This window comes from Lysobacter sp. KIS68-7 (assembly GCF_021284745.1).
Taxonomy (GTDB): domain Bacteria; phylum Pseudomonadota; class Gammaproteobacteria; order Xanthomonadales; family Xanthomonadaceae; genus Noviluteimonas.
Window position 1 is genome coordinate 181,960 of record NZ_CP089925.1, and the last position, 24,101, is coordinate 206,060.

Annotated in this window: 22 protein-coding genes; 9 read left to right on the forward strand and 13 right to left on the reverse strand. The window is 67.9% G+C overall.

The window, feature by feature from the left end:
* Nucleotides 1–136: 136 nt before the first annotated feature.
* Together LVB87_RS00885 and LVB87_RS00890 are read right to left on the reverse strand one after the other, a co-directional pair.
* Entirely contained in the window at nucleotides 137–1,888 is a 1,752-nt protein-coding gene (locus LVB87_RS00885) for a phosphoenolpyruvate carboxykinase (GTP) (RefSeq protein WP_232899042.1), read from the reverse strand.
* Between the two features lie 33 nt (nucleotides 1,889–1,921).
* Nucleotides 1,922–2,509 (reverse strand): TetR/AcrR family transcriptional regulator, encoded by a 588-nt coding sequence (locus tag LVB87_RS00890; RefSeq protein WP_232899043.1) that lies wholly within the window; start codon nucleotides 2,507–2,509, stop codon nucleotides 1,922–1,924.
* Nucleotides 2,510–2,648: 139 nt separating this feature from the next.
* Here LVB87_RS00890 and LVB87_RS00895 point away from each other — a divergent pair, with 139 nt between their 5' ends.
* Together LVB87_RS00895 and LVB87_RS00900 are read left to right on the forward strand one after the other, a co-directional pair.
* Nucleotides 2,649–5,123, forward strand: a complete 2,475-nt coding sequence (locus tag LVB87_RS00895) for an acyl-CoA dehydrogenase (protein WP_232899044.1) — start codon at nucleotides 2,649–2,651, stop codon at nucleotides 5,121–5,123.
* Between the two features lie 61 nt (nucleotides 5,124–5,184).
* Nucleotides 5,185–5,592 (forward strand): hotdog fold domain-containing protein, encoded by a 408-nt coding sequence (locus LVB87_RS00900; protein ID WP_232900395.1) that lies wholly within the window; start codon nucleotides 5,185–5,187, stop codon nucleotides 5,590–5,592.
* Here LVB87_RS00900 and LVB87_RS00905 read toward each other — a convergent pair.
* The 3 genes from LVB87_RS00905 to LVB87_RS00915 are packed head-to-tail and all read right to left on the reverse strand — an operon-like array spanning nucleotide 5,589 to nucleotide 8,543.
* Nucleotides 5,589–5,942, reverse strand: coding sequence for a DUF1304 domain-containing protein (locus tag LVB87_RS00905; protein ID WP_232899045.1), 354 nt, complete (start codon nucleotides 5,940–5,942; stop codon nucleotides 5,589–5,591). The genes LVB87_RS00900 and LVB87_RS00905 overlap by 4 nt on opposite strands.
* A 1-nt stretch (nucleotide 5,943) precedes the next feature.
* Nucleotides 5,944–7,185: an NAD-dependent epimerase/dehydratase family protein gene (locus LVB87_RS00910; RefSeq protein WP_232899046.1), complete on the reverse strand. Its 1,242-nt coding sequence runs from the start codon at nucleotides 7,183–7,185 to the stop codon at nucleotides 5,944–5,946.
* Nucleotides 7,182–8,543, reverse strand: coding sequence for an MFS transporter (locus LVB87_RS00915; RefSeq protein ID WP_232899047.1), 1,362 nt, complete (start codon nucleotides 8,541–8,543; stop codon nucleotides 7,182–7,184). Before LVB87_RS00915 ends, LVB87_RS00910 begins: the two co-directional genes overlap by 4 nt.
* Nucleotides 8,544–8,634: 91 nt before the next feature.
* On the opposite strand from LVB87_RS00915, the gene LVB87_RS00920 reads away from it, so the two are divergent.
* Nucleotides 8,635–10,221 (forward strand): choline dehydrogenase, encoded by a 1,587-nt coding sequence (locus LVB87_RS00920; protein ID WP_232899048.1) that lies wholly within the window; start codon nucleotides 8,635–8,637, stop codon nucleotides 10,219–10,221.
* 21 nt (nucleotides 10,222–10,242) lie between these two features.
* Here the strand turns inward: LVB87_RS00920 and LVB87_RS00925 are convergent, their stop codons facing one another.
* Nucleotides 10,243–12,147: a M48 family metallopeptidase gene (locus tag LVB87_RS00925; protein WP_232899049.1), complete on the reverse strand. Its 1,905-nt coding sequence runs from the start codon at nucleotides 12,145–12,147 to the stop codon at nucleotides 10,243–10,245.
* A 12-nt stretch (nucleotides 12,148–12,159) separates the two neighbouring features.
* A complete protein-coding gene (locus LVB87_RS00930) occupies nucleotides 12,160–12,756 on the reverse strand; it encodes a LemA family protein (RefSeq protein ID WP_232899050.1) in 597 nt (198 codons plus the stop codon).
* 82 nt (nucleotides 12,757–12,838) lie between these two features.
* On the opposite strand from LVB87_RS00930, the gene LVB87_RS00935 reads away from it, so the two are divergent.
* A complete protein-coding gene (locus LVB87_RS00935; protein ID WP_232899051.1) occupies nucleotides 12,839–14,245 on the forward strand; it encodes a serine hydrolase domain-containing protein in 1,407 nt (468 codons plus the stop codon).
* A gap of 91 nt (nucleotides 14,246–14,336) precedes the next feature.
* Here the strand turns inward: LVB87_RS00935 and LVB87_RS15655 are convergent, their stop codons facing one another.
* The 5 genes from LVB87_RS15655 to LVB87_RS00960 all read right to left on the reverse strand — a co-directional run bounded on the left by LVB87_RS15655 (nucleotide 14,337) and on the right by LVB87_RS00960 (nucleotide 18,542).
* A complete protein-coding gene (locus LVB87_RS15655) occupies nucleotides 14,337–14,777 on the reverse strand; it encodes a hypothetical protein (RefSeq protein ID WP_343223403.1) in 441 nt (146 codons plus the stop codon).
* A 757-nt stretch (nucleotides 14,778–15,534) separates the two neighbouring features.
* A complete protein-coding gene (gene gcvH / locus LVB87_RS00945) occupies nucleotides 15,535–15,930 on the reverse strand; it encodes a glycine cleavage system protein GcvH (protein WP_232899052.1) in 396 nt (131 codons plus the stop codon).
* A gap of 54 nt (nucleotides 15,931–15,984) precedes the next feature.
* The gene (gene gcvT / locus LVB87_RS00950) at nucleotides 15,985–17,085 is read right to left on the reverse strand and encodes a glycine cleavage system aminomethyltransferase GcvT (protein ID WP_232899053.1); all 1,101 of its coding nucleotides are present in this window, start codon (nucleotides 17,083–17,085) and stop codon (nucleotides 15,985–15,987) included.
* 50 nt (nucleotides 17,086–17,135) lie between these two features.
* A complete protein-coding gene (locus LVB87_RS00955; protein WP_232899054.1) occupies nucleotides 17,136–17,573 on the reverse strand; it encodes an NfeD family protein in 438 nt (145 codons plus the stop codon).
* A gap of 3 nt (nucleotides 17,574–17,576) precedes the next feature.
* On the reverse strand, nucleotides 17,577–18,542 hold the full coding sequence (locus LVB87_RS00960; protein ID WP_232899055.1) for an SPFH domain-containing protein: 966 nt from the start codon (nucleotides 18,540–18,542) through the stop codon (nucleotides 17,577–17,579).
* A 97-nt stretch (nucleotides 18,543–18,639) separates the two neighbouring features.
* On the opposite strand from LVB87_RS00960, the gene LVB87_RS00965 reads away from it, so the two are divergent.
* From LVB87_RS00965 to LVB87_RS00975, 3 genes are all read left to right on the forward strand, one after another.
* Entirely contained in the window at nucleotides 18,640–19,212 is a 573-nt protein-coding gene (locus tag LVB87_RS00965) for a sigma-70 family RNA polymerase sigma factor (RefSeq protein ID WP_232899056.1), read from the forward strand.
* Nucleotides 19,205–19,783 carry a hypothetical protein gene (locus tag LVB87_RS00970; RefSeq protein ID WP_232899057.1) on the forward strand — a complete coding sequence of 193 codons (579 nt, stop codon included), beginning with the start codon at nucleotides 19,205–19,207 and terminating at the stop codon, nucleotides 19,781–19,783. Before LVB87_RS00965 ends, LVB87_RS00970 begins: the two co-directional genes overlap by 8 nt.
* A 67-nt stretch (nucleotides 19,784–19,850) precedes the next feature.
* A complete protein-coding gene (locus LVB87_RS00975; RefSeq protein ID WP_232899058.1) occupies nucleotides 19,851–20,996 on the forward strand; it encodes a PDZ domain-containing protein in 1,146 nt (381 codons plus the stop codon).
* 12 nt (nucleotides 20,997–21,008) lie between these two features.
* On the opposite strand, the gene LVB87_RS00980 is transcribed toward LVB87_RS00975, so the two are convergent.
* Nucleotides 21,009–21,980, reverse strand: a complete 972-nt coding sequence (locus LVB87_RS00980) for an aldo/keto reductase (protein WP_232899059.1) — start codon at nucleotides 21,978–21,980, stop codon at nucleotides 21,009–21,011.
* 289 nt (nucleotides 21,981–22,269) lie between these two features.
* Here LVB87_RS00980 and LVB87_RS00985 point away from each other — a divergent pair, with 289 nt between their 5' ends.
* Together LVB87_RS00985 and LVB87_RS00990 are read left to right on the forward strand one after the other, a co-directional pair.
* Complete coding sequence (locus tag LVB87_RS00985) at nucleotides 22,270–22,830, forward strand: TMEM165/GDT1 family protein (protein WP_232899060.1); 561 nt, start codon at nucleotides 22,270–22,272, stop codon at nucleotides 22,828–22,830.
* Between the two features lie 55 nt (nucleotides 22,831–22,885).
* The gene (locus LVB87_RS00990; RefSeq protein ID WP_232899061.1) at nucleotides 22,886–24,019 is read left to right on the forward strand and encodes a GGDEF domain-containing protein; all 1,134 of its coding nucleotides are present in this window, start codon (nucleotides 22,886–22,888) and stop codon (nucleotides 24,017–24,019) included.
* Nucleotides 24,020–24,101: the final 82 nt, after the last annotated feature.

Sequence of the window (24,101 nt, forward strand, 5' to 3'; positions counted from 1 at the left end):
AGGGTTAACGAAAAGAAACGTTCCATTCCTCGCGTCAACGCGTCGCTGGGTGGTGCGTTGCCGGCCGCGCGAACAAAAGAAAACGGGCCCAATGGGCCCGTTTCTTCAATGGTTTACAGCGTTTTCAGCACTCGACTCAGGAACGCAGCTCCGCCGCGATGCGACCGTGCTCTTCCTTCAGCGCTTCCGGCAGGCGGGTGCCGAATTCATCCAGGAAACCTTCCAGGCTGTCGAACTCGGCCTGCCAGCCGGCACGGTCGAAGCCGAAGAGGATCGAGCGGGCTTCGTCGGACAGGCGCACGCCTTCCAGGTGGATGTCCTCCGCGCGCGGCAGCGCACCGATCGGCGTGTCCTGCGCCTCGGCCTTGCCTTCGACGCGACCGATCATCCACTCGAGCACGCGCAGGTTCTCGCCGAAGCCCGGCCACAGGAACTTGCCGTCGTCGCCCTTGCGGAACCAGTTGACGTGGAAGACCTTCGGCAGCTTCGCGCCCGGCTTGTCGAACGACAGCCAGTGCGCGAAGTAGTCGGCGAAGTTGTAGCCGCAGAACGGCTTCATGGCCATCGGATCGCGACGCATCACGCCGACCGCGCCGGTCGCCGCCGCCGTCGTTTCCGAACCCATGGCCGCGCCGACGAGCACGCCGTGCGTCCAGTCCCGCGCTTCGAACACCAGCGGCACGAGCGAGGCGCGTCGACCACCGAAGACGATCGCCGAAATCGGCACGCCCTGGGCGTCCTCGGCCTTGGGCGACCAGCTCGGGCACTGGCGCGCGCTCACGGTGAAGCGTGCGTTCGGATGCGCCGCCGGACCGGCATTGAAATCGTATGCATTGCCACGCCAATCAAAGGAAGGCACGCGGTTGTCCAGGCCCTCCCACCACGGCTGGTTGTCCGCCGTGACACCGACATTGGTGAAAATCGTGTCGTGCTGGATCGTCGCGAGCGCATTCGGATTCGACTTCTCGGACGTCCCCGGCGCGACGCCGAAGAAGCCCGCTTCCGGGTTGATCGCGTACAAACGGCCATCGGGGCCGGGGCGCATCCAACAGATGTCGTCGCCGACCGTCCACACCTTCCAGCCCGCGTTGCGGTAGCCCTCGGGCGGAATGAGCATGGCCAGGTTGGTCTTGCCGCACGCCGACGGGAACGCCGCGGCGATGTAATGCGTTGCGCCCTGCGGGTTCTCGATGCCCAGGATGAGCATGTGCTCGGCGAGCCAGCCTTCGCTGCGCGCCTGGTGCGAGGCGATGCGCAGCGCGTGGCACTTCTTGCCGAGCAGCGCGTTGCCGCCGTAGCCCGAACCGTAGGACTGGATCGTCAGCTCTTCCGGGAAGTGCATGATGAAACGGCGGTTCGGATCGAGTTCGCCGATCGAATGCAGGCCGCGCACGAACGCGCCTTCGCGCTCGATGCGCGCCAGTGCCGCGGCGCCCATGCGCGTCATGATGCGCATGTTGGCGACCACGTACGGCGAGTCGGTGATTTCCACGCCGCAACGCGACAGCGGCGAATCGATCGGGCCCATGCAGTACGGGATGACGTACATGGTGCGGCCGCGCATGCAGCCTTCGAACAGTGCGTCCATCTTGGCGTGCGCATCGGAGGGCGCCATCCAATGGTTGTTCGGGCCGGCGTCCTCGCGCTGCGTGGTGCACACGAACGTCAGGTGCTCAACGCGCGCCACGTCATCCGGGTGCGAGCGGTGCAGCCAGCTGCGCGGATGCGTTTCGCTGTTCAACGGCAGGAGCGTGCCGTCTGATTCCATCTGCTTCACGAGTTCGGCGAACTCGGTGTCGCTGCCATCGCACCATTGGATGCGGTCGGGCTGGGTCAGCCTCGCGACGTCCATGACCCATTGGTTCAACGCTTCCAGCTGACTACCCATTGCGGTGTTCTCGACATCAAGGGGGTAAACGGTTCAGGCGCCCGGAATGAGCGTTTGCATCATGTGCTCCACGTAGGCCTCGAACTCCTCGTGCTGCATGTTCATCTGGTGCAGCTGCAGGTTGAGCTGGAGGAAGCCCACGTAGGCGGAATACAGCAGGCGCGCGCGGTGCTGCGCATCGGTGCGGCTCAGGCCGGCCTGGCGGAAGGACGCGGTGAGATAGTCCAGGCGACGCTCGGAGACGCGCACGATCACCGGCTGCACGGCGGGATGGTCCATCGCCTTGAGCAGTTCGGAATAGATGATGTGCGATTTGGCTTCGTGCGCGACCAGCTGGAACAGGGCGCGCAGGCGCTCGCGCGGGTCCGGGATCGGTTCGAGGGAACCGAAGACGGTTTCCTGCTCCACTTTCTCCCAGCGCTCGAGAGCCGCAACCAGCAATGCTTCGCGCGACGGGAAGTGCCAGTAGAAGCTGCCCTTGGTCACGCCGAGGCGGCGGGCCAGGGGTTCGACCGCGACGGACGCGACGCCGGTTTCGGCGATCTGGTCCAACGCCGCCTGCGCCCAATCTTCGGCGCTCAGGCGCGTACTGCGTTCGGTGCGGGCGGCTGCGGTCGTCATCGTGACAGTCTACCGTACGGTTCCATTCTCCAGAGTATGCACGCGGTGAGGTCCTGCGTTGACAGGGCTCGAAACCGCTGACCATACTTCGACGTATGGTGCCCTCCGGCACCCGCAACATCAACCCACCGAGGCCGAAATGAGCGTCGTCGTTCCCTTTCTCTTGCTGATCCTCGCGGGCGGTTTCGCGGCCTACCACCGGCTGCGGCTCGCGTACTGGGCGGCGATCACCGCCAGCCTGCTGGTCGTGGCCTTCCTGCTCGGTGCGAACGGCGTGGCCACCGGGATCGCCGCGGTGCTCGTCGCCGCCATCGCGATCCCCCTGCTCGTCCCGACCTTCCGCAAGTCGCGCATCACCACGCCCTTGCTCGCCTTCTATACGAAGCTGCTGCCCCCGCTCTCGGACACCGAACGCACCGCGCTCGAAGCCGGCACCGTCGGCTTCGAGGGCGAGCTGTTCTCGGGCAAGCCCGACTGGGACAAGCTGCTCTCGCTGCCCAAGCCGCAGCTCACCGCGGAAGAGCAGGCCTTCCTCGACGGCCCGTGCGAAGAGCTGTGCCGCATGACCAACGACTGGGACATCACCCACGTCCGCGCCGACCTGCCGCCGGAGCTCTGGGAGTACTGCAAGAAGCACAAGTTCTTCGGCCTCAACATCCCGAAGGAATACGGCGGCCTGGGCTTCTCGGCGCTGATGAACCACAAGGTGATCCAGAAGCTCGCCTCGATCTCCAGCGTGCTGAGCTCCACCGTGGGCGTGCCGAATTCGCTCGGCCCGGCCGAGCTGCTGATGCACTACGGCACCGACGAGCAGAAGGCCGAATACCTGCCGCGCCTGGCCGACGGCCGCGACGTGCCCTGCTTCGCGCTGACCGGCCCGTTCGCCGGTTCCGACGCCACCTCGATCCCCGACTACGGCATCGTGTGCATGGGCGAGTGGAACGGCGCGAACGTGCTCGGCTTCCGCCTCACGCTCAACAAGCGCTACATCACGCTCGCCCCCGTGGCCACGCTCATCGGCGTCGCGTTCCGCATGTACGACCCCGACGGCCTGCTCGGCGACAAGAAGGACATCGGCATTTCGCTCGCGCTCGTGCCGCGCGAAACGCCGGGGCTCGACATCGGCCGTCGCCACTTCCCGCTCAACTCGCCGTTCCAGAACGGCCCGATCCACGGCAAGGATGTGTTCGTCCCGCTCTCGCAGCTGATCGGTGGCGAGGACTACGCAGGCCGCGGCTGGCAGATGCTGATGGAGTGCCTGTCGATCGGTCGTTCGATCACCCTGCCCTCCACCGCCAGCGGCGGCGCGAAGATGGGCGCGATCGTCACCGGCGCGTATGCGCGCATCCGCAAGCAGTTCGGCCTGTCGGTCGGTCGTTTCGAAGGCGTGGAGGAAGCGCTCGCGCGCATCGCCGGCAAGGCGTATGCGATCAGCGCGTTGTCGCAGGCCACCGCCGCGGCGGTCGCGCGCGGCGAAAACCCCGCGGTGCCGTCGACCATCGCGAAGTACCACTGCACGGAGATGGGACGCGAGGTCTCGCGCGACGTCATGGACGTCCACGGCGGCAAGGGCATCATCCTCGGCCCGCGCAACTATGCCGGCCGCGGCTGGCAGGCCACGCCGATCATGATCACGGTGGAAGGCGCGAACATCATGACGCGCTCGCTGATGATCTTCGGCCAGGGCGCGATCCTGTGCCACCCGTGGGTCATGAAGGAAATGAAGGCGGCGCAGCTGGCCGATGCGAACGAACGCATCGACACGTTCGACGACGCGCTGTTCGGCCACATCGGCTATGCGATCTCCAACGCCGTGCGCAGCTGGTGGTTCGGCCTGACCAGCGCGCGCATCGGCAAGGCGCCGGGCGACGAATACACCAAGCGCTTCTATCGCAAGCTCGATCGCTATTCCGCCGCGCTCGCGGTGATGGCCGATACGTCGATGCTGCTGCTCGGCGGCAAGCTGAAGTTCAAGGAGTCCCTGTCGGGCCGCCTGGGCGACGTGCTCTCGCAGCTGTACATCTGCAGCAGCATGCTCAAGCGCTACGAAGACGAAGGCCGCCCGGTCGGCGACCAGCCTCTGCTCGCCTGGGCCTTCCACGATTCGATCAACAAGATCGAAACCGCGTTGTCCGGTGCGCTGCGCAACTTCCCGATCCGTCCGGTGGGCTGGGTGCTGTGGGCGCTGATCTTCCCGTGGGGCCGCCGCGCGCAGCCACCGAGCGATCGTCTGGGCCATCGCGCCGCCTCGCTGCTGATGACGCCGTGCGATGCGCGCCAGCGCCTGGCCGAAGGCGTGTTCACCGCGCCCACGGCGAACAACCCCGCCGGCCGCATCGACAGTTACCTGCCGAAGGTGATCCTCGCCGAACCGGTCGAGCGCAAGTTCCTCAAGGCGCTGAAGAACAGCGACATCGAAGCGCTCGAGTTCGATGCGCAACTCGACGAAGGCGTGCGCGAAGGCTGGATCACCGCGGACGAGCGCAAGCAGCTCGAAGAACTGCGCGCGATGACGCTGGATGCGATCAGCGTCGACGACTTCGAGTCGTGGGAGCTGCGCGCCGCGTCGTTCGAACAGGCGGCCGGCGTCGGCCATCCGCGCGCCGCGGCCTGACCGCGGCGTGTCGGTCCTCTCGCTCTACCGCCGCGTCACGCGCTGGCCCGGCGGCCATTGGATGTTCGCGCGCGCCGTATGCTGGCGCGCGCCCTACTTCGCCAGCATCGCCCCACGCATCGCGGTGCTGGAACCGGGCCGCTGCGAAGCCTCGATCGCGCACCGCCGCAAGGTGACCAACCACATCGGCACCGTGCATGCGATCGCGCTGTGCAACCTCGCCGAGTTCGCGGGCGGGCTGGTGACGGATGTGTCGATCCCGCCCTCGATGCGGTGGATCCCGAAGGGCATGCAGGTCGAATACCTCGGCAAGGCGAACGGCACGATGCACGCCGTCGCCACGCCCGACATCCCCGCCGTCGAAGCGGCGCAGGGTTACGAATTGCCCGTCACCGTGCTGGTCAGCGATCCGCAAGCCGCGCCCGTGTTCCGCGCGCGCATCGCGATGTGGGTGTCGCCGCGCCGTTAGGGCGACCAGGCCACCAGCGCGGCGGCCATCAAGCCCGGGAACGCCTGGATGAAGAAGATCTTCCGGTTCGCCGTCGCGCCACCGTACAGGCCCGCGAGGATCACGAACGCGAGGAACAGCAGCACGATCTCGCGCGACTGCACGATCAGGCCATAGAGCAGGCCCGCGGCGAGGAAGCCGTTGTACAGGCCCTGGTTGGCCGCCAGCACGCGCGAGGCCGCCGCCGATTCCGCGCCCTGGCGGAACGTGCGCAGCCCGATGGGTTTGGTCCACAGGAACATCTCGAGCACCAGGAACCACGCGTGCAGCAGCGCGACGAACACGACGACGAGCGTGGCGGCGAGGGTCATGTCAGTGTTTCTTCTTCTTGGAGGAAGACTTCTTCGTCGATGATTTCTTCGACGACTTCTTCGACGTCGATTTCTTCACCGGCTTGGGCTCCAGCGACGCATGCCACGCCTTCAGCACCGCGGCTTCGCGTTCGGGCGGCAGGCCCGCCTTCGGATTCGCGCGACGGTCCGGCGGCAACGAGCGCCAGTACGCGAGCGTGTCCGCCACCGTCGTGTCGAGCGGGCGATATGTCAGGCCCGCGGCCTGCGCCTTCGCGCTGCTCATGCGGCCGAAGCCCGCGTTCTCGCCTTCGGCCGGGATCCACACCGGCATGTCCTGCCACGCGCTCACTTGTTGCTTGTCGAGGAAGGCCGCCGGCACCCACGTCACCGTCGAGGGCTTGGCCGCGATGCGCTGGCAGCTGTCAAGCAACTCGCCCATCGTCAACTTGCCGCCGGGCGCATCGGCGTTGAACGTGCCGAAATTGCGCTGCTCGATCACGTGCAGCATGAAGGCCGCGAGGTCGCGCACGTCGATGAACTGCGTCGGGTCCGCCGCACTGCCCGGCCCGAGGATTTCGCCGCCGCGATCGGCGCGCGCGGGCCAGTAGGTGAAGCGATCGGTCGTATCGCCGGGGCCGACGATCAATCCGGGACGCACGACGGTCACGTGCCCGGGGATCTCGCGCTGCGCCGCCGATTCGCACAAGGCTTTCAGCCCCCCGTAGGTCTCGCCCGTCACTTCGGTGACGTTGGGATCGGCGAGCTGCGCAACGGGCGCGCTCTCGTCCTGGTTCGGCACGTCGAGCCTGGCGTACACCGAGATGGTGGACACGAGCAGGTACTGGTCGACGCGCTTGGCGAGCAGTTGCGCCGAACGCGTCACGTCGGCCGGCAGGTAGGCCGAGGTGTCCAGCACCGCGTCCCACTTGCGGCGCCCTTCGAGCGCCTTCATGTCGGTCTTGCGGTCGCCCTGCAGTTGTTCGATGTCCTTGAACTCTTCGCCGCTGAAGCGCGTGGGATTGGTCTTGCCGCGGTTGAACAGCGTGAGCTTGTGGCCCTTCGCGCGCGCGGCCTCGACGAAATGCGGACCGAGGAAACCGGTGCCGCCCAGCACGAGGATGCGCAGCGGTGCGCCGGGCTTGCGGAACGCGTCGTCGTTGGTGTCCTCCGCAGCGGGCTTCTTTTTCCGTGCGAACGCGGGCATCGCGGCAAGGCCTGCGGCGGCGAGCGACACGGTGAGGAAATCGCGGCGGCTGGTCATCGAGTCGGGTCTCCTGGTTGTCCTCCGGATGCTCCCGGGAGTGTGCGCTGGAGGCGCACCACGCGCCATGCGCAAAGCGTGAACGCGCATGCAAGACCGGCGCCCGCCAGGAACACGATCCGCGAACCGAACAGGCTCAGCGCCTTGTGCAGCCACACGAAGCTGACATCCCCCGTGCGGTACACGAAGGTGTCGATCGCGGCCTTGGCCTTGTAACGCCATTCGCGCGCAACGCGCGTGTAGATCGTCTCGCGGCCGGGCTTGCCCAGCGCGAACTCGCCGCCGCGCGTGACCACCTGCACCACCGCAACCAGCATCGGGAATGGCGAGGCGGCCAGCAGGCAGAAGCCGAACAGCACCAGGATGCCCGGGAGCAGCAATGCCGGCCCCACGCCATGGGTGCGCAGCAACCAGCGTGTGAAGAGCAACTGCACCGTGATGGCGAGCAGGTTGATCGCCAGGTCGATGTTGGCGAAGTACGTCGTCGCGCCTGCGGCATCGGCGGCGAACAGATGGCGCACGATCGCGGCCTGTTCGTTGTACAGCAGCGTGCCCACGCCGACGCCGAAGAACATCAGCAGCGCCAGTGCGCGCAGCAGGGGTTCGCGCCACACCAGCTGCAGGCCGGCCCATACCGAACCGCCGATCGCGTGCTCGCCGCTGGCCTCGCCATGCGCACGTTCGCGCCGCAAGGCCCAGGGCCGCAGTTGGAAGATGCACACCACGCAGGCGCCGAGGAACGCGATGGACACCAGCAACAGGTTGGCCACGCCCACGCGCTCGGCCAGCGTGCGCGTGATCGCCGGGCCGAGCAGCGCGCCCACCGTGCCCGCCGCGCCGATGTAGCCGTAGTAACGCTTGGCGTGCGCGTCGTCGAACACGTCCGCCATGAAGCTCCAGAACACGGTGACGGCGAACAGGTTGAACACCGCCGTGAAGATGAAGAACGCGACGCCGCGCCCCGCCACCTGCCGATCGAAGGCCAGGTAGAAGGCCATCAGGCAGGCGATGAACACGGCGTACACCACGGGCAGGAACACGCGCCGCGGGAAGCGCGCGACCAGCGCGCCGTACAGGGGCTGCAGGACCAGCATCACCAGGAAGGTCCCGGTGAAGAGCAACTGCAGCGTGAAATCCCGCAGGTCCCAGCCGCGCGCGTCGGCCCACGCGACCCAGGCGCGCGGGAACACGGCGAGTGCGTCGCTGGAGGCGCCCATCGCGTCGCGCACCGGGCGCAGGACGTAATAGCCCGTCAGCAGGCAGAAGAAATAGAGCATCGCCCACCACAACGGGGGCGACTCGGCCAGCGCGCCGCGGAACCGCGCCAATCCGGGCTTGGTGTCTCCAGCGTGCGGCATGGGGGTCCCGGCAGCGAGGTGCGCCGCACGTTAGCCCATGGCGCCTGCGCCCCGCTACCATCGGAGGCTCGCCTCCCCCTGGAATCCCCGCTTGCACGCGTTCGACTACATCATCATCGGCGCAGGTTCGGCCGGCTGCGTGCTCGCCAATCGACTGTCGGAAGACCCGAACGTCCGCGTGCTCCTGCTCGAGGCGGGCGGGCGCGACTGGCATCCCTTCATCCACATGCCCGCGGGCCTGGCGAAGCTGTCGGGCACCAAGGGCGTGAACTGGGATTACTACACGGTCGCCGAGAAGCAGCTCGACAACCGCACGCTGTGGTGGCCGCGCGGCAAGGTGCTCGGCGGTTCGAGTTCGATCAATGCGATGTGCTACATCCGCGGCCATGCGCGCGACTACGACGACTGGGCCGCGCACGGCGCGACCGGTTGGAACTGGGCGTCGGTGCTGCCCTACTTCAAGCGCAGCGAAGGCAACGTGCGCGGCGCGGATGCGTACCACGGCGCCGAGGGCCCGCTCACGGTCTCCGACCTGCGCTACGTCAATCCGCTGACCGAGGTGTTCGTCGAAGCGGGCCGGCAGGCCGGCATTCCGCACAATCGCGACTTCAATGGCGCGTCGCTCGAAGGCGTGGGCCTGTACCAGGTCACGCAGCGCGACGGCGCGCGGTGTTCGGCTGCGGTCGGCTACCTGCATCCGGTGCGCGCGCGGAAGAACCTGGTCGTGCGCACCGATGCGATGGTCACCCGCATCACCTTCGACAAGGGGCGCACCAACGGCGTCACCGCCGTCGTGCGCGGGCAGGCCTACCACTTCGAAGCCACCCGCGAGGTGCTGCTCAGCGGCGGCGCGATCAATTCCCCGCACCTGCTGATGCTCTCCGGCATCGGCCCCGCGCGCGAACTGCAGCGCCATGGCATCGCGGTGGTGCACGACGCGCCGGGCGTCGGCGAGAACCTGCAGGATCATCTCGACATCTGCACGCTCGAGCATTCGACGCAGCCGATCACCTACGACCGCATCAGCGACGTCAAGGTGGCCTACGACTATTTCCTGCGCGGCCATTCCGGCGCCGGCAGCAGCAACATCGCCGAGGGCGGCGGCTTCGTGCGTTCCTCGCTGGCACCGGACGAACGCCCCGACATCCAGCTCCACTTCCTGCCCGCGATGCTCGACGACCACGGGCGCCACCGCCTGCGCGGCGACGGCTATACGGTGCATGCCTGCTTCCTGCGCCCGCGCAGCCGCGGCCGCATTGCGCTCGCCAGCGGGCGCGCCGGCGACAAGCCGCGCATCGAAGCGAACTACCTGACGGATCCGGACGGGTTCGACATGCGCATGATGGTCGAGTGCGCGAAGGTCTCGCGCACGATCCTGGCGCAGAAGGCGTTCGACCCGTATCGCGGCGAGCCGATCTTCCCCGCGCGCCGCGACCTCGACGATCGCGACCTGGAAGCGTTCGTGCGTGCGAAGGCGGAGACGGTGTACCACCCGATCGGCACGTGCCGGATGGGCAGCGATGCGCAGTCGGTGGTCGATCCTTCCCTGCGCGTGCGCGGCGTGGAAGGCCTGCGCGTGATCGATGCGTCCGTCATGCCCGCACTCGTCAGCGGCAACACCAATGCGCCGACGATCATGATCGCGGAGCGTGCGTCGGACCTGATCATCCGCGCCTGAAGCAGAAGCCGCTGACGCGCCTCAGGCGCGCTCGAGCATCGGCGGCAAGGGGCAATGCAGCGCTGCGCAGATCGTGCGCAGCAATTCGGATTCGGCCACGGTCACCGTGCCGTCATTGCCGATGGTCGCGACCAGGCCTTCGACCACCGCCTGCTTCGCCAACGGATCCAGCGCATCCAGCGGCGCCCAGGTCGCATCGAGCGCGAGCACGCCTTCCTTGCGCGGAAGGTAGGGCAGGTGGTCCTGCGGGAGCACGCGCTGGATGCCGGTGAGATAGGCGCGCTGCGCGGCCTCGGGGCTCTCGTGGCCGGACTGCGCCACGACGCAGAGCATCGTCGCGATCTCGCTGCGCACGTCGGACAACTTGTTGCGGCCGAAGCGCATGTGCCGCGCGGGGTCCAGCGATTCGGTCACCTGCACCTGCAGCAGGCGGCCCAGGCAGTATTCGAACAGCGATACGCGGCCGTCGGTGTGCACGACGGCGTGCACGGCGTCGAGGAACACGTCGAGCTCCGGGCGCGGCCGCAGGCGCAGCTCCGGGAAGGCGAGCGAGGCGAGCGGAAGGCGTAGCGCGGGATGCAGCGCGGCGAGGTGCTGCGTGCGCAGTTCGGCCGCATGCGTGGCCATCGCCAGGCCCAGGCGTGCCGCGATCTCTTCGCGCTGCAGCGCCTGCAGGCGCTTGTCGTCATCGAGCAGCAGGCCGAGCAGCAAGGGCATGACCAGGTCGCGGCGACGCACCAGCGCGCGCACGGTGTCGGGGATCTTGTCGACGATCGCGTCCGCGCGCTTGTAGTCGTCCGCATTGGGCCGTGCGACCTGCGCCACGACCATCGGCGGCGTCACCGCCAACTGCGCCTGCTCCGAGGGCAACTGCGCGCCGCTGCCGGCGACGAGCCCGAGCTGCACGTCTTCCTCGAGCCCGTTCGGCGGATTGGCCAGCCAGCGCTGTTGCAGCGCCTTGAGGTTCTCCGGGCGAAACGAGGGCTCCAGTTCCTGGATGCGTTCGATCAGCGGCGGATGCGTTGCGAACAGGCCGGAGAATCCGACACCGTCGCCGAACAGCATGTGGCTGACTTCTTCCGCATCGTTGCGTTCGTTGAGGCGCGAGCCTTCCTCCAGTCCACCGATCTTCTTCAGCGCACCGGCCAGGCCCGTCGTCTGGCGCGTGAACTGCACCGCCGAGGCGTCCGCGAGCTTCTCGCGCTGGCGGCTCACGCTGGCCTTGATCATGCGGCCGAAGAACAGGCCGATGTAGCCGACGACCATCGCGATCAGCGCGGCGACCAGCACCGCGCCCGCGCCCTTGTTGCGTCCGCCGAACCGCCCGTGCTGCAGGATCTTCCGGCCGATGAGCCCCAGCATGAGGATGCCGAACAGCACGCCCATCAGGCGGATGTTGAGCCGCATGTCGCCGTTGAGGACGTGGCTGAACTCGTGCGCGATCACGCCCTGCAGTTCGTCGCGGTTGAGGCGGTCGAGCGCGCCGCGCGTCACCGCGATCACCGCATCCGACGGCGAGTAGCCCGCGGCGAACGCGTTGATGCCCGCCTCGTGTTCGAGCACGAAGATCTTCGGCACCGGCACGCCGGAGGCGATGGCGATCTCCTCCACCACGTTGCGCAGGCGCCGCAGGTTGAAGTCGGTGGTGTCCGCGGCGATCGGCGTGCCGCCCATCTGCAGCGCCACCGATTCACCGCCGCCGCGCAGCGAGGCGATGCGATACAGCGAGCCCAACCCGATCACGCCGAGCGTCAGCACCGTGCAGAACACGAGCAGCGCACCGCCGTCCCCGCCCCCGGTCGCGCCGAAGGCCAGGAACGCGGCGAAGTCGACCGAGAGGACGATGCCAAGTACCGCCAGCCCGAACAGGAGGATCAGGCGCGACGAATTCCGCCGCGCCGCCGCCTGGCGCTCGAAGAAGTTCATGCGGGGATCGGTTTAGAACTGCACTTTCGGCGCCGCACGCACCTGCGCCTGTTGCTCGTTGGGAATTTCGAGCAGGGCGGCGGGCAGGAACTGGAACATGCCCGCGAAGATCGACGACGGGAAGGTCTCGCGCTTGTTGTTGTAGGCCATCACCGAATCGTTGAAGGCCTGGCGCGCGAAGGCGACCTTGTTTTCCGTCGAGGTCAGCTCCTCGGTGAGCTGCATCATGTTCTGGTTCGCCTTGAGGTCCGGGTAGGCCTCGGCGACCGCCATCAGGCGGCCCAGCGCGCCATTCAACACGCCCTGCGAGTTGGCGAGTTCGGCCATGGCCGACGGGTCGCCGGGACTGGCCTTCGCGGCGGACAGGCCCGACATCGCGGCGCTGCGCGCGGCGATCACCGCCTCCATCGTCCCGCGCTCGTGGGCCATGTAGCCCTTCACGGTCTCGACCAGGTTGGGAATGAGGTCGAAGCGGCGCTGCAGCTGCACGTCGATTTGCGCAAAGGCGTTCTTGAATGCGTTGCGGGCGACGACCAACCCGTTGTACATCCCCATCAACCAGAAGCCCACGACCGCCACAATTGCGAGCAGGATCAAGAAAGCAAGCATCACATTCCCCTTGTTCATGCAAAGCGCGGATCTGGCGCTATGATCGGCCAGCATTTCGCAGCATACGCAGGGGGCACGCCCGATGAAAGGCGCTTCACTTCGGGTGGTAAGGACATGGCGGGCCGCCCTGGTCGGCCTGCTCGTCCCCATCGCCCTCGGCTCCGCCGCCCAGACGCCGTTGCGTTGGGAAGGCTCACCGAATCCCGCGCCTTCGTCTGCGACGCCCAGCACGCCTTCCGCACAGCCCGTCCAGCTCGCCACCGCGTCGCCGGTGCGCAGCCAGGGCCTGGTGCCCAACCCGCTTCCCGTCGCCCCCGGCTTCGACGTGCGCCAGTTCGAAGACATGGCGCAGCAACTCGTCTCCGACCAGCGCATCCCCGGCATGGCGATGGCGATCGTGCAGAACGGGCGCATCGTCTCCATGCGCGGCTACGGCATCACCGACACGCGCGCAGCCGAACCGATCGATGCGCACACCGTGTTCCGCCTGGCGTCGCTGTCCAAGGCCTTCGCCGGCACGATGACGGGCTTGCTGGTGAACGACGGCGTGATCCGTTGGGACAGCCGCATCACCGACTACCTGCCCGACTTCCACCTGCAGAACGACTACGCGACGCAGCGCCTGACCGTCGCCGACGTCCTGAGCCACCGCGTCGGCCTGGTGCACAACACCTACGACCGCGACCTCGAAGGCAACATGGACTACCGCGCGCTGACGCAGAGGCTCGCCTTCGCGCCGTCCGCGTGCCTGCCCGGCGATTGCTACGGCTACCAGAACGTCGCCTTCAGCCTGATCGGCGATGTCGTGTTCGCCGCCACCGGCACGTTCTACCAACAGGAAGTCGAGCGCCGCATCTTCAAGCCGCTCGGCATGGACGACGCGTCCATCGGCCTGGAAGGCATCGAAGCGAGCCCGCGCTGGGCGAAGCCGCACGTGCGCGGCCGCGGCGGTTGGGTGTCGATGATGCCCAAGCCGGCTTACTACCGCGTCGCACCGGCTGCCGGCGTCAACGCGAGCATCTCGGACATGGCGCAGTGGCTGCTCGCGCACGGTGGCCATCGCCCCGACGTGCTGCCTGCGCCGCTGCTCGCGACGCTGCACGCACCGCTCGTCTCCACGCCCACCGAACTGCGCGGCACCTGGCGCCGCCAGCGCCTGTCGTCGGCGGGCTACGCCATCGGCTGGCGCGTGTACGACTACGCGGGCCACCAGGTCGTCTTCCATGCCGGTGCGGTGCAGGGCTATCGCGGGATGGTGGCGCTGCTGCCGGAACGCGACCTCGGGATTGCGATCCTCTGGAACAGCGAAAGCTCGCTGCCCTCCGGCCTGTTGCCGAGCATCCTGGACAAGGCGATCGGCCTGCCGGCGCAGAAGTGGCTCGACGTCGAACCCTTCGACGAAGGCCTGTACGCCGAACGCAACGCGCCGGCCTCCCCGAGCGACACCACGGGCACCGACGCTTCGACCGCGACCGCCTCGCCGAAGTAATCACGGCCAGCTCGCCGTAAACGCCGCCCAATAAAAAACCCCACCCCGCCTGGGCACGCGGGATGGGGCTCGATTACGGCTTCGGGGTTTCTTACATCATCGGCATGACGGGCGCCGGCATGCTCACCGGGGCCGACTTGCGCGAGGACTTGCGTGCCTTCTTCGCTGCAGGCTTCTTGGCGGCCTTCTTCGCAGCGCGCTTCTTGGTGGCCTTCTTCGCGGCCTTCTTGGCAACGCGCTTCTTGGCGACCTTGCGGACGGCCTTCTTCGCGGCTGCCTTGCGGACGGCCTTCTTCGCGGCCTTCTTGACGACGCGCTTCTTGGCAGCCTTGCGGACAGCCTTCTTCGCGGCCTTCTTCACGACGCGCTTGGCGGCTGCCTTGCGGACGGCCTTCTTCGCGACCTTCTTGGCAACGCGCTTCTTGGCGACCTTGCGGACGGCCTTCTTCGCAGCAGCCTTGCGGACGCCCTTGCGGGCGGTCTTCTTCGTCGCCTTCTTGGCGGACTTCTTCGCAGCTTTCTTCATGGCCATGGGATGGCTCCTCGTCAGTGGACTTGCTTGGCTAGAACTGCCCAGTTCGAAGCGACGTCGCGGGAGTCGGACCCGCGACCAACCGCCGACGCGCCAGGCGCGCCGGGACGGATTCGGTGTGCCGCGCGAGGGACCGCGCGGCAATAAAAAACCCGCGGCGCCGGGCGTCGCGGGTTCCAATAAGAATGGTGTCCTTGCGTTTCGCGAGGGAAACGAAGCCTGCATCCACCGTCATCTGCGTCCGGGCGGAGGTGCGTTTTGTGCTTCGCGCTGTCGTGTATTTTCGACTCACTCGTTTCCGCAGTTATGTCTGCTTGGCGCGAAACCTAATTACGGTTTTTTTCTTTGTCAACAACCCCCTACGATTTTTTTCCACGGGCACCGCGCCGTTCGTCGCCCCGCGGCATGCCGTCGCGGGCGATGCACGCGGCATCGGGACGGCATGCGCCAGCGTTGCATGCATGGGACGCCTCGCGCGAAAACATCTTGATTTAAGCACTCTGCGAAACTTGCGCGGGCGAACGCGACGCCTTGCGCGCCGTTCCGCGACACGCCCGCGACGCATGCCCGAAGGGGCATCGACATGCCTGGAACGCCCTCGACGATCGGCGAAAAAAAGTTGCCCGATGGCGCGTCGCAACAAACCCGATTGGCACGAAATGCGCGAAGTGCGCGGCGTCGCCGGAAACGAATCCGGCCGCGCGAGGCGGCCGGATCGAGGTGCCGCGACACGCGCGGCGGACGTCGGAACGCGACGTCAGTGGTCTTCTTCTTCGAGCAGTTCGGCGTAGTCGTCGGGGCCGAGCAGGTCGTTGAGCTGCTCCGGTTCCTCGGCTTCGATCACGAAGATCCAGCCGTCGCCGTAGGCGTCCTCGTTGATCGTTTCCGGCTTGTCCGACAGCGCGGCGTTGACCTCGACGACCTTGCCGGTGACCGGCGAATAGACGTCGGAGGCAGCCTTCACCGACTCGACGACGGCGACTGCGGTGCCCGCTTCGACGCGGTCGCCGACATTGGGAAGTTCGACGTACACCAGATCGCCGAGCAGGCCCTGCGCATGGTCGGAGATGCCGATGGTGACCTTGCCATCGCCTTCGACGCGCGCCCACTCGTGGGACTTCATGAACTTCAGGTCGCCGGGAATCTCATTCATCGGGGTGCTCCGTGCATCGCTTCGTCTTGGGGAGGGTGTGGATTTTATAGCGCATCAAATGCCCGGCTGCGCCTTGCCTTCGCGCACGAACGGGAACTTCACGACGCGGACCGGGACTTCACGCCCGCGGATGTCGACGCGGACGTTGCCCGGCTCGCCGGCCGGTACGCGGGCGAAGGCGATGGCCTTGCCGAGCGTCGGGGAGAACGTGCCCGAGAGGATCTCGCCCTCGCCGTTGTCGGTGAGCACCTTCTGGCCGTGGCGCAGCACGCCCTTCTCGTCCATCACCAGGCCGATCATCTGGCGCGGCACGCCGGCGGACTTCTGCGCTTCGAGCGCGGCGCGGCCGGTGAAGTCGCGGCCTTCGTCGAGCGCGACCGTCCAGGCAAGGCCCGCTTCGTACGGCGAGACCGTGTCGTCCATGTCCTGGCCATAGAGGTTCATGCCGGCTTCCAGGCGCAGCGTGTCGCGCGCGCCGAGGCCGGCCGGCTTCACGCCTGCGGCAAGCAGGGCGTTCCAGAAATCGACTGTGCGGGCTTCCGGCACGAGGATCTCGAAGCCGTCTTCGCCGGTGTAACCGGTGCGCGCGACGAACAGCGGCACGCCGTCCTTCGAGGTCGCCTCGGTGGCGGCGAAGCGCGCGATCTTGCCGACCGCCGCGGCGCTCGCATCATCGAGCAGGCCGATCACGCGCTCGCGCGCCGTCGGGCCCTGCACGGCGACCAGGCCGAACTCGGGGCGTTCGATCACGTCGATCGCGAAGGGCTTCGCCTGTTCGCCGATCCACTTGAGGTCCTTCTCGCGCGTGGCGGCGTTGACCACCAGGCGGAAGAATTCCTCGCCCATGTAATAGACGATGAGGTCGTCGACGACGCCGCCCTGCGGATTGAGCATCGCCGTGTACAGCGCCTTGCCCGGCACCTTGAGCTTGTCGACGGAATTGGCGACCAGTTTGCGCAGGAAGTCACGCACCTTCGCGCCGCGCAGGTCGACGACCGTCATGTGCGAGACGTCGAACATGCCCGCGTCGCTGCGCACCAGATGGTGTTCGTCGACCTGGGAGCCGTAGTGCAGCGGCATGTCCCATCCGCCGAAGTCGACCATCTTGGCGCCGAGTGCGCGATGGGTGTCGTTGAGGAGGGTCTTCTGCGTCATGCGGGCTGCCGTGGGGTCGGAAGCCCGCGATTATCGCACCAAGGGCTGGCTCAGCCGGCCGCGCCCACCCGCAGGGTCATGCCATCGGCACCGATCACGCGGACCGGCGTGCCTGCCGGCAGGTCCGGGCCGACCACGTCCCAGAACGCATCGGCAATCTGCACGCGCCCATGGCCGTTGACGATCGCGCGCTCCAGCGGCACCACGCGCCCGACCAGGGCGGCGGTGCGTCGGTTGAGGGTCGCCGACCCGTCGGCCGATTCGCGGCTGCGACGGAACCAGCGCCGCCAGACCAGCAGCGACACGATCGCGAGCACGCCGAAGACACTGGCCTGCATCAGCACCGACAGGCCCGGCAACACCAGCACGAGCAGCAGGGTCGCCGTCGCGGCGAACCCGAGCCACAGCATGAAGGCGCCGGGCGCGAGCACCTCGGCCGCGAACAGCAGCAGCGCGATCGCCGCCCACACGAAGACGTCGATGCGCATCGGTCAGCCTCCGCTCCGCGGTGTTGCGGCTGCGGGCGCGGCCACGCGCGGCGCCGGGCGATCGAAAGCTTCGCGCGCGAGTTCGGCGATGCCGCCGAGCGAACCGATCACGCCCGCCGATTCCATCGGCATCAGCACGAACTTCTGGTTCGGCGCTTCGGCCAGCGACTTGAACGCCTCGATGTACTTCTGAGCGACGAAGTAATTGATGGCGTTGACGTTGCCGCCCGCGATCGCGTCCGAGACCATCTGCGTCGCCTTCGCTTCGGCTTCGGCCAGGCGCTCGCGCGCTTCGGCCTGGCGGAACGCGGCTTCGCGCTGGCCTTCGGCTTCGAGGATCGCGGCCTGCTTCTCGCCTTCGGCGCGCAGGATCGCCGAGGCGCGGTGGCCCTCGGCTTCCAGGATGTTGGCGCGCTTCTCGCGCTCCGCCTTCATCTGCCGCGCCATCGAATCGATCAGGTCGCGCGGCGGCTGGATGTCCTTGAGCTCGATGCGGTTGACCTTCAGGCCCCACGGGTGCGTGGCGGCGTCGACGGCGACGAGCACCTTGGCGTTGATCTCGTCGCGCTTGGACAGCGACTCGTCCAGGTCCATCGAACCGATCGAGGTACGGATGTTGGTCATCACCAGGTTGAGGATGGCGATCTCCAACTGCGCCACCTCGTAGGCGGCCTTGGCCGCGTCGAGCACCTGGAAGAAGACGATGCCGTCGACCTTCACCACGGCGTTGTCCTTGGTGATGACGTCCTGGCTCGGCACGTCCATCACCTGCTCCATCATGTTGATCTTGCGGCCGATGCGCTGGTAGATCGGCACCAGCAGGTGCAGGCCCGGGTCCAGGGTATGGGTGTAGCGGCCGAAGCGCTCCACCGTCCATTCGTAGCCCTGCGGCACCATGCGGACCGCCTTCATGACGGCCACCAGGACCAGGAAGACGACAATCGCACTCAGCATCCAGCTCAAGGTCATTCTTGCGTTCCCCCATTCGGTGTCGGCCGGAGTATAGGGTCGGCCGGTGCCACCGGCATTGCGACGCTTTCGCCCCTTCGGGCATCCACGGCTGCAGATGACCGCCCATTCGAGTTTCGCCATCGATGTCCCCGACGCCCTGCTCGCCCGTGCGCGTGCCGGGGACCACGCGGCGCTCGAGCAGCTCTACCGTTGGTTCGAACGCCCGGTCTACACCCTGGCTTTGCGGATGAGCGGCGACCGGGAGGAGGCGCGCGACGTGTTGCAGGAGACGATGCTCAAGGTGATCGGCCGGATCGGCGAGTTCCGTGGCGCGGGCAGCCCGTTCTGGGGCTGGCTGCGACAGATCGCGGTGAACGAAGCGCTGATGCGCCTGCGTCGCGATCGGAAATTCGCGCAGGAAGTCGGCGTGGACGACGCCTCGATCTTCCCCGAGGACAACGCACCGCTCCCGCCTGCCGCTGCCGACGCGGCGATCCTGCAACGCGCGCTCGCCTCCCTGCCTCCGGCGACGCGCAGCGTCCTCTGGCTGTACCACGCCGAGGGCTACACCCACGACGAAATCGCGACGCTGATGCAGCGCACCGCGAGCTTTTCCAAATCCCAGCTGGCGCGCGGCACCAAGAAACTGCGCGCCGCCCTCGCGATCCCGGAGGACGCCCATGCGTGACGACATCCACCGCACTGCCCCTGGTGGCGCAGGTGCACCGCGCGATTGGAGCGCGGCCTTCGCAGCGCTCCCGCTCGAGCGCCCCGACACCGATGCATGGCAGGACATCGCGCAGCGCTTGCCCGTGCGCCATCGCGCGAACCGTTGGATCGCCGGCCTGGCCATCGCCGCTGTGCTCGCGCTCGCCGTGGTCGTGCCGCTGCGCCTGCTCGGCCCCACGCCGTCGAAGGTCGAAGCGCCGACGCAGACCGTGGTCGCGACGACGCCCGCGCCGACCGATCCGCTCGAACAGCTCTACGCAGAATCCGCGCAGCTGGAGAGCGTGCTTGCGATCGCGCGCGACGACACTGTCTCCAGCGGCAGCGCCGCCGAAGTGGCCGCCAACCTCGACGCCGAACTCGCCCGCATCGACGCACAGCTGCGCACCCCCGACCTGCCGCGCGACCGCCAGATCGCCCTGTGGCAGGCCCGCGTGGAAGCGCTGCGCTCCAGCGTGACCTTCGAAGGCACGCGTCGCCTGCTCGCCTCGCACGGCGAGGGCTACGACGGCGCGCTCGTGCGCGTCGACTGACTGCGACGCTTTCGCGCACTGCCGCATCCCTGACTACGTACATCCACTCGAAGCTCCCGAGGACACCATGAAGCCCAGCACGCCCACCCTCCTCGCCACCGCGCTCGCCTGCGTGCTCGCCGGCAGCGCGGCCATGGCGCAGACCGCACCGAAAGCCAAGTCCGATGCCGCGCTGCAGGCCCAGCTCGCCGCCGCGCAGAAGGACCTGGACCAGGCCGCGCGGCGCGTCGCCGAAATCAACCGCGAACTCGGACGCGAAGGCGGCCCCGACGTCCAGATCATCCAGCGCCACGGGCCCGGTCGCCCGGTCATCGGCGTCGTGCTCGCGCCCGACGAACAGTCCGGCGTGCGCATCGCCGCCGTGACACCCGACAGCGGCGCGGCGAAGGCCGGCCTCAAGGCGGGCGATCGCATCACCAGCGTCAACGGCACGCAGGTGCTCGGCAGCAACGGCGAGTTGCGCCTGGACAACGTGCGCAAGCTCACCGCCGACCTCGACTCGGGCAAGACGGTGCGCATCGGCTACGCACGCGACGGCAAGGTGCAGACGGTGAACGTCACGCCGACCCTGGAGAAGGACGTGTTCTGGGTCGGCACCGGCGGGCCTCAGCCGGACATCCAGCTGCGCAAGATCCGCCTGCCGGGCATGGCGCCGGACGTCGGCGAAGAAGTCATCCGCATCGGGCCGCGCGGCGATTGCAAGGGCAAGGACTGCAAGTTCCCCGCGCTCGCCGAAGCCTTCCGCTGGAACGGCCTCAACCTGGCGTCCATCGATCCGAAGCTCGGGCGTTATTTCGGTACCGACCAAGGCGTGCTCGTACTCAGCACGGGGCCGGAGTTGGCGAACCTGCAACCGGGAGACGTGATCCAGAAGATCGACGGACGCGCGGTGGACTCGCCGCGCGAAGCGATGGATGCGCTGCGCGGCAAGGACGCCGATCAGCTCGCGCTGGTGGAATACCTGCGCGACCGCAAGACGGCGAGCACGCGCATCAAGGCGCCGAAGCTGGACTTCGTGCTCCCGCCTCCGCCGCCGCCGGCACCGCCCGCGCCGCCTGCAGCGCCGCGCGCTCCGAAGGCGCCGCTGCCGCCTCCGCCGCCTCCGGCGCCGACCGCTTCGCTGGACCTGAAATGGGATGACACGACCGCTGCACCCGATGCGGCGCGCAGCGTCATGATCATCGACACCGACATGCGCGGCGAGACGCTCTGACCGACGTTCGACTCAGGTGGTCGCGGCCTCGAGCCGCGACCACGTCGCATCGTCGAAGCGGCCGACCAGGTCGAGCGCTTCGAAGTTCTGCAGCAACTGGTCCTTGCGCGTCGCGCCGAGCAGCACCGTCGACACGTGCGGATTGCGCAGGCACCAGGCGATGGCCAAAGGTGCCGGCGCCACGCCCAGTTCCTTCGCGATCGACGTGAACTTGCGCGCACGTTCGACGCGGCGCGAATCCGCATCGCCCAGCACCCACTTCTGCAACCACGCGTAGCCTTCCTGGCCCAGGCGCGCATCGCTCGGCACGCCGTCGTTGTACTTGCCGGTGAGCAGGCCCGAGCCGAGCGGAGACCACACGGTGGTGCCGAGGCCGAGTTCGGCATACAGCGGCGCGTATTCGAGTTCGACGCGCTCGCGATGCAGCAGGTTGTACTGCGGCTGTTCCATCGTCGGCGCATGCAGGTGGTGCGCCTTGGCCACCTTGTGCGCTTCGCGGATCGCCTGCGCCGGCCATTCCGACGTGCCCCAGTACAGCACCTTGCCCTGGCGAACGAGGGTGTCCATCGCCCACACGGTCTCTGCGATCGGCGTGTCCGGATCCGGCCGGTGGCAGAAATACAGGTCGAGGTAATCCACGCGCAGCCGGCGCAACGCATCGTTGCAGGCATCGTGCACATGCTTGCGCGACAGGCCCTTCTGCGTCGGCCGCGGACCCGTGGAAGAACCGAAGAACACCTTGCTCGACACGCACCAGCTGTCGCGCGGCAGGCGCAGGTCGGCGAGCACGTCGCCCATCACCCGCTCGGCCTCGCCGTCGGCGTAACCCTCTGCGTTGTCGAAGAAATTGATGCCGTGGTCCCACGCGGCCGCGATCAGTTCGCGCGCCTCGCCCCGCCCCACCTGGTTGCCGAAGGTGACCCACGCACCGAAGGACAGCGCGGACAACTGCAGGCCGGAAGAACCGAGTCGACGGTATTGCATGGCAAGCGGCCGTAGGGGATGAGGGCGGCCAGTCTACGTCGCGCCGTGCGAGCGGGACGATTACAATGCGCCCCACTTACCTCCGGGGAGTAGCTCGCCGCGCCGCTTCATGCCGCGCGGACCGTGCGCCAACACACTTGGTCGACAGGCCATGGCGCACGGCTGCAGCACGCGCTGCAGGAGCAAGACCGAAGGCGAGCGCTGCGCACGAACTGGCGATGAGCCGGGCCGGGCTGCGTGGCGTCGCCTTCGCGTCCATGCGAATGCCCGGCCCCCGGAGTTTCCAACGATGCAGACGTTCCTCGTCTCGACCCTCGCCGTCGCCGTCGCCGAGATCGGCGACAAGACCCAATTGCTGGCCTTGCTGCTGGCCGCGCGCTTCCGCAAGCCGGTGCCGATCGTCGGCGGCATCCTGCTGGCCACCATCCTCAACCACGCACTCGCCGGCTGGCTCGGCGTGATCGCCGCGGCGTGGCTCACGCCCGAAGTGCTGCGTTGGGTCGTGGCCGTCAGCTTCTTCGCCATCGCGCTGTGGACGCTGAAGCCCGACAAGATCGACGACGACCAGTCCCTGCCCGCGCGCAACGCCTTCATCGCGACGACCATCGCGTTTTTCCTGGCGGAGATCGGCGACAAGACGCAGGTCGCCACCGTGCTGCTGGCCGCGAAGTACCACCCGCTGTGGCAAGTGGTGGCCGGCACGACGGTGGGCATGCTGCTGGCCAACGTGCCGGTGGTGCTGCTCGGCAGCCGCTTCTCGCAACGCTTGCCGCTGCGTGCAGCGCGCATCACGGCGGCGCTCTTGTTCCTCGCGCTGGCGCTGTGGACCGCGTTCCGCGGCCTGCACTGACGCGCTATCCTCCGGCCGGGGAGCGTCCGCACGAGGCGGGCCACCGGGGACATCGATGCACGCCGAGAGTCGCCACTACCGCGATATCGCGTCCGCGATCCTGCAACGACCCGACGAGGTGATGCTCGAGGTCGGTGCGGGCGGCGAGCTGCTGGTCGCGCGCCTGCGCGTGGTCATTGCCGCGATGCTGCTGCTCCTGCCGCTCGCGAACGCGATCACGGGCGGGCAGTTCAACGAAACGCTGATCGGCCTGGCCGGTGCGGTGTTCGTGAACCTGTTCGCGCAGGTGTGGCTGGCATTGGCGCGGCAGAAGCGCCGCTATCGGTGGCTGCCCTACGGCTCGGGTGCGTTCGATGTCAGCGCCACCACCATCGTGCTGGTGATGCTCGCGGCGAACCACCTGCCCGCGGGCCTCAACAGCATGATCGTGTGGTGCGGCTACCTGCTCGCCATCGCGCTGACCGCCTTGCGCAACGACGGGCGCGTCACCTTGTTCGTCGGCGGGCTCGCGGTGCTGCAGTACACGCTGCTCACCGCGATCGTGTTCCGCATCGCTTCGCCCGACCAACTCATCTCCAGCGACTACGGCACCGTGAGCCTGGGCGGCCAGTTGCAACGCCTGGTGCTGCTGATCGCCTTCACGCTGATCATGGCGATGGTGGTCTATCGCATGCAGCGCCTGGTGGAAATGTCGGGCACCGATGGCCTGACGGGGCTGCCGAACCGCACCTGGCTCGTGCACCGCTTCCCGCGCCTGCTCGACGCGGCCAAGCGCGATGGCGTGAGCCTGTGCGTGGCGCTCATCGACCTGGACCACTTCAAGCGCATCAACGACGAGATCGGCCACCACGCTGGCGATCGCGCGCTGATGCACGTGGTCGACCTGGTGCGCGACACGCTCGAGGACGGCGAATGGCTCGTGCGCCTGGGCGGCGAGGAATTCGTGCTGGTGCTGCGCAAACCGCTGGGGACGGCGTGGGAACGCGTGGACGGCATGCGGCGCACCTTGTTCTCGCGTCGCTTCGTGCCAGACCAGGGCGCCGATCCCTTGCTGCTCACTTTCAGCGCCGGCGTGGCGAGCTTTCCGCACGAGGCCAGCGATCTCTCGGGCCTGCTGCGACGCGCCGACCAGCGCCTCAACGTGGCCAAGAGTTCGGGCCGCAACCGCGTGCTCGCGCGCGATACCTGAATGCGTTGCGCACCGGGGCAAGCCTCGGTTGCCCGATCCGGCACCCTGCACTAGGCTGCGCCGTCGGCCGCAGGGGCCTATG

Coding starts and splice junctions, on each gene's coding strand:
- LVB87_RS00955 (WP_232899054.1), bottom strand. CDS start 17,573: ATGCGCATCGACGTCTTCGTGTGGGCGGCGATCGCGCTGCTGCTGTTC.
- LVB87_RS00990 (WP_232899061.1), top strand. CDS start 22,886: ATGCACGCCGAGAGTCGCCACTACCGCGATATCGCGTCCGCGATCCTG.
- LVB87_RS00980 (WP_232899059.1), bottom strand. CDS start 21,980: ATGCAATACCGTCGACTCGGTTCTTCCGGCCTGCAGTTGTCCGCGCTG.
- LVB87_RS00935 (WP_232899051.1), top strand. CDS start 12,839: ATGAAAGGCGCTTCACTTCGGGTGGTAAGGACATGGCGGGCCGCCCTG.
- LVB87_RS00965 (WP_232899056.1), top strand. CDS start 18,640: ATGACCGCCCATTCGAGTTTCGCCATCGATGTCCCCGACGCCCTGCTC.
- LVB87_RS15655 (WP_343223403.1), bottom strand. CDS start 14,777: ATGGCCATGAAGAAAGCTGCGAAGAAGTCCGCCAAGAAGGCGACGAAG.
- LVB87_RS00885 (WP_232899042.1), bottom strand. CDS start 1,888: ATGGGTAGTCAGCTGGAAGCGTTGAACCAATGGGTCATGGACGTCGCG.
- LVB87_RS00970 (WP_232899057.1), top strand. CDS start 19,205: ATGCGTGACGACATCCACCGCACTGCCCCTGGTGGCGCAGGTGCACCG.
- LVB87_RS00890 (WP_232899043.1), bottom strand. CDS start 2,509: ATGACGACCGCAGCCGCCCGCACCGAACGCAGTACGCGCCTGAGCGCC.
- LVB87_RS00900 (WP_232900395.1), top strand. CDS start 5,185: ATGTTCGCGCGCGCCGTATGCTGGCGCGCGCCCTACTTCGCCAGCATC.
- LVB87_RS00930 (WP_232899050.1), bottom strand. CDS start 12,756: ATGCTTGCTTTCTTGATCCTGCTCGCAATTGTGGCGGTCGTGGGCTTC.
- LVB87_RS00975 (WP_232899058.1), top strand. CDS start 19,851: ATGAAGCCCAGCACGCCCACCCTCCTCGCCACCGCGCTCGCCTGCGTG.
- LVB87_RS00910 (WP_232899046.1), bottom strand. CDS start 7,185: ATGACCAGCCGCCGCGATTTCCTCACCGTGTCGCTCGCCGCCGCAGGC.
- LVB87_RS00915 (WP_232899047.1), bottom strand. CDS start 8,543: ATGCCGCACGCTGGAGACACCAAGCCCGGATTGGCGCGGTTCCGCGGC.
- gcvT (WP_232899053.1), bottom strand. CDS start 17,085: ATGACGCAGAAGACCCTCCTCAACGACACCCATCGCGCACTCGGCGCC.
- LVB87_RS00925 (WP_232899049.1), bottom strand. CDS start 12,147: ATGAACTTCTTCGAGCGCCAGGCGGCGGCGCGGCGGAATTCGTCGCGC.
- LVB87_RS00985 (WP_232899060.1), top strand. CDS start 22,270: ATGCAGACGTTCCTCGTCTCGACCCTCGCCGTCGCCGTCGCCGAGATC.
- gcvH (WP_232899052.1), bottom strand. CDS start 15,930: ATGAATGAGATTCCCGGCGACCTGAAGTTCATGAAGTCCCACGAGTGG.
- LVB87_RS00960 (WP_232899055.1), bottom strand. CDS start 18,542: ATGACCTTGAGCTGGATGCTGAGTGCGATTGTCGTCTTCCTGGTCCTG.
- LVB87_RS00895 (WP_232899044.1), top strand. CDS start 2,649: ATGAGCGTCGTCGTTCCCTTTCTCTTGCTGATCCTCGCGGGCGGTTTC.
- LVB87_RS00905 (WP_232899045.1), bottom strand. CDS start 5,942: ATGACCCTCGCCGCCACGCTCGTCGTCGTGTTCGTCGCGCTGCTGCAC.